The sequence below is a fragment of the Leisingera sp. F5 genome (assembly GCF_001593695.1).
Map to the genome: position 1 here is coordinate 1 of NZ_LUKH01000371.1, position 2,671 is coordinate 2,671.

A 2,671-nucleotide genomic window follows, 5' to 3' on the forward strand; every position below is an offset into this window, starting at 1 on the left:
AAGTAGCCCAGGGAATAGGCTGTGGAACTGAGCGCGCCATACATCAGGATGACCAGATAGGTGATCAGAAACAGCACGGTGAAAGCATCGACCAGCGCCTTGGTTTTTGTCGACCAGGCGCCGTAAAATAGATCCATCCGCACGTTTGATCCCATCTGGATCGAATATGGCCCGCCCAGAATGTAATAGGCTACCATCACAAACTGCGCCGTCTCCAGCGTCCAGTGCGACGGATCGAAAAACGTCTTGGACACCGACGACCACAACAGCACACCGATCAGCGCAAAGATCAGATACATGGCAAAGCGGCCGATGAGGCGGTTTATCGCGTCGATGCCGCGGACATAGGCCCTTATTACTTTAGGCATCAAAGCCCCCTTTTGCCGCCAGCGCGGCCAGGGCCGGGCGCAGCAATGTCAGCATTTCTTCTGCCATGGCCTCTTCTTCTTCTGGTGTGGTCACCAGATCGTTGCGGATTTCGATCATCACATTGGCCAGCCTATGCGCCAGCCCGTGGATCTTCAGCGAATGGGTGACGCCATCCGCCGGGCCATAGGGTTCATTGCGTTCCACCCGGCGGTGCGGCAGGGCAGGGGCCGCGGCCAGCATTGCGTCGGCCAGGTGGCTGTCGGTGTCATGCAGGATGCCGATTTCAACCGCGCGGGTTTCGCCGAAGTAGACCGGGGTGAAGCTGTGCATGGTAACCAGAACGGTTTGCAGCCCGGCATCTTTGCGGGCCTTGATGATCTCGGTGACAGTGCCGCAGAACGGTGCATAAACCGTGTCCGCACGCTCCTGCCGCTGCGCTGCGGTCAGGTCTTTGTTGCCGGGCACCTCTACCAATTCGGATTTCTCCGGCATCGCCGAGGCCGCCTCGGGCGGGCGGTTGCAGTCGTAAACCAGCCGCGACACGGTGCTGGCCACCAGCGGTGCATTCAGGGCTTTAGACATATGCAAAGCAATGGCCCGCGCGCCGGGATCCCAGGCGGCATGGCTCAGCCGGTCCTCGTCCCGCAGCCCCAGTCCGCTATAGCGTGCCGGGATATTGCTGGAGGCGTGCTCGCACAACAGCAGAACCGGGCTGGTGCCCTTACGGTTCACCACCTCCACTGCCTCCCCCTGAGCGTGAGAATCGCTCTCTCGCATATGCCGCCTCCCTGCGATTTGGAAAAATGTTTCCATGAAGAGATATTTGTGTCAATATCTTTTCATGATCGGTTCCGCACAGGGATTCCTGAAACTTTCTTTTCAAGCCGGATCCGAGTAGGAAAATGTCTGTTCAAAAAGCAGGAATGCCCCGTTGACGAAACCGCCAGCCACCGTTCGCGAGTTGATCCGCGAGACCTATTCCACGCTCACCCAATCCGAACGCAAGTTCGCAAATCTATTGCTGGAAAATTACCCTGCGGCAGGTTTGGCTTCGATCACGATTGTGGCCAGCAATGCTGATGTCTCGACACCGACAGTGGCGCGGATGGTGCAGAAACTGGGCTTCAAAGGATATCCGCAGTTCCATCAGGCGCTGCTGAAAGAGCTGGAGGCCAAGGTTTCAGGCCCGACCAAGCGGCGGGACAATTGGGCGACCGAGGCACCCGAGGGCCACCTGCTGAACAGATTTGCACAGGCCGTCACCGACAACCTGCAACAGACGTTTTCCAACATCGACACCGCGCAATTCGATGCAGCGGTCCATCAGCTCTCAAATACAGAGGGGCGGCTATATGTGGTTGGCGGCCGCATCACCCGCGCCTTGGCGGATTACGCCTTTACCCATTTTCAGGCGATCCGGCAGCGGGTCACCCATATGACGTCTTCCTCCGCCACCTGGCCCCATTACGTGCTGGATATGGTCGAGGGCGACACCCTGCTGCTGTTCGACGTGCGCCGCTATGAAACCAACTTGCAGCGCCTGGCTGAACTCGCCTCTGAACGCGGAGTGAAGATCGTTCTTATCACGGATCAATGGGCCAGCCCGATTGCGTCGGTTGCCGAACATACCTTCAACTGCTGGGTCGAGATCCCGTCCGCCTGGGATTCCAACATCTCCACCATGATGCTGCTGGAAGCGATGATCGCGGCCACCCAGGAGGAAAGCTGGGACAAAACCAAGGACCGCTATGACCGCCTGGATGAGCTGTTCGACATGACCCGCCTGTTCCGGAAATTCTCCTGATCAGGAAATCGGCAGCCGCATGGACATTGCCTTCCGGTTGCGCCTTACTGTGTATCAAGCCGGTTTCCTTCAGGCAGGAGTATTCAAATGCGATTTTCAAGAATTCTGGCTGTTGCCGCTGTTGCAGCACTTGCAGCCGCACCCGTGGCTGCCAACCCGCTCAGCCGCATTTTGGCCAAATCCGGGCTGACGCCGCAAGACACCAACATCATGCGCCAGGCAGAAAAGTCTCTGCTGGCCGAGGCGCAGGGCGGCACCGGCAAACGGGCCAAATGGACCAACCGGGACAGTGGCGCCCATGGCGAGGTTCGGGTCGCCGGCAAGGAGGGTGATTGCCTGCTCTTGCAGCATCAGGCCTTCCTTAAGGACAGCCAGGATCCCAAGCAGGTCCGGCGCAAGTTCTGCCCGTCGGGGGCTGACTGGCTGCTGACCCAGTAATCCGACGCACAAACACAAAAACGTTCCATTCAGTCCAAGAGGGATAACGTGATGTCTGAT

4 protein-coding genes are annotated in these 2,671 nt (G+C 58.4%); 2 read left to right on the forward strand and 2 right to left on the reverse strand.

Annotated features, from left to right (window positions below):
* Together A2I95_RS30450 and A2I95_RS30455 are read right to left on the reverse strand one after the other, a co-directional pair.
* Positions 1–368: TRAP transporter small permease subunit (locus A2I95_RS30450; RefSeq protein WP_291735882.1), on the reverse strand; the 368-nt coding region annotated here is incomplete at its 3' end.
* The gene (locus A2I95_RS30455; protein ID WP_291735883.1) at positions 361–1,146 is read right to left on the reverse strand and encodes an N-formylglutamate amidohydrolase; all 786 of its coding nucleotides are present in this window, start codon (positions 1,144–1,146) and stop codon (positions 361–363) included. The genes A2I95_RS30455 and A2I95_RS30450, both read right to left, overlap by 8 nt.
* A 154-nt stretch (positions 1,147–1,300) precedes the next feature.
* Between A2I95_RS30455 and A2I95_RS30460 the strand changes: the two genes are divergently transcribed.
* Both A2I95_RS30460 and A2I95_RS30465 read left to right on the forward strand, forming a co-directional pair.
* A complete protein-coding gene (locus A2I95_RS30460) occupies positions 1,301–2,173 on the forward strand; it encodes a MurR/RpiR family transcriptional regulator (RefSeq protein WP_027256330.1) in 873 nt (290 codons plus the stop codon).
* Between the two features lie 87 nt (positions 2,174–2,260).
* Positions 2,261–2,611 (forward strand): hypothetical protein, encoded by a 351-nt coding sequence (locus A2I95_RS30465; protein ID WP_291735884.1) that lies wholly within the window; start codon positions 2,261–2,263, stop codon positions 2,609–2,611.
* The last annotated feature ends 60 nt before the right edge of the window (positions 2,612–2,671 follow it).